This is a genomic window from Pseudomonas sp. SIMBA_041 (assembly GCF_046535095.1).
Lineage (GTDB): Bacteria > Pseudomonadota > Gammaproteobacteria > Pseudomonadales > Pseudomonadaceae > Aquipseudomonas > Aquipseudomonas mucoides.
Window position 1 is genome coordinate 1 of the sequence record NZ_JAWRXJ010000485.1, and the last position, 261, is coordinate 261.

The following is a 261-nucleotide window of genomic DNA, read 5'->3' on the forward strand; positions in this document are numbered from 1 at the left end:
AGTTCATGGGGTTATTCCGCATGAAATGGGAACCATTGATGCCCCTATCGGTCGCGACCCGAAAAATAGACAGCAAATGGCCGTCGTATTTGAGAACAGCAAGCCAGCGATTACTCATTTTGTTGTGCTGGAACGCTTCAAGGAGCATACTCTTGTTGAGCTCAAGCTGGAAACGGGACGTACACACCAAATTCGTGTGCATATGAAATATATTGGCTATCCACTTGCAGGTGATCCCAAGTACGGACCAAAAGATACACT

The 261-nt window shown here is 46.4% G+C and carries 1 protein-coding gene; it reads left to right on the top strand.

Annotated features, from left to right (window positions below):
- Positions 1–261, top strand: a 261-nt coding sequence (locus SB725_RS32020; RefSeq protein WP_410923495.1) for an RluA family pseudouridine synthase, incomplete at both ends; no start/stop codon positions are given.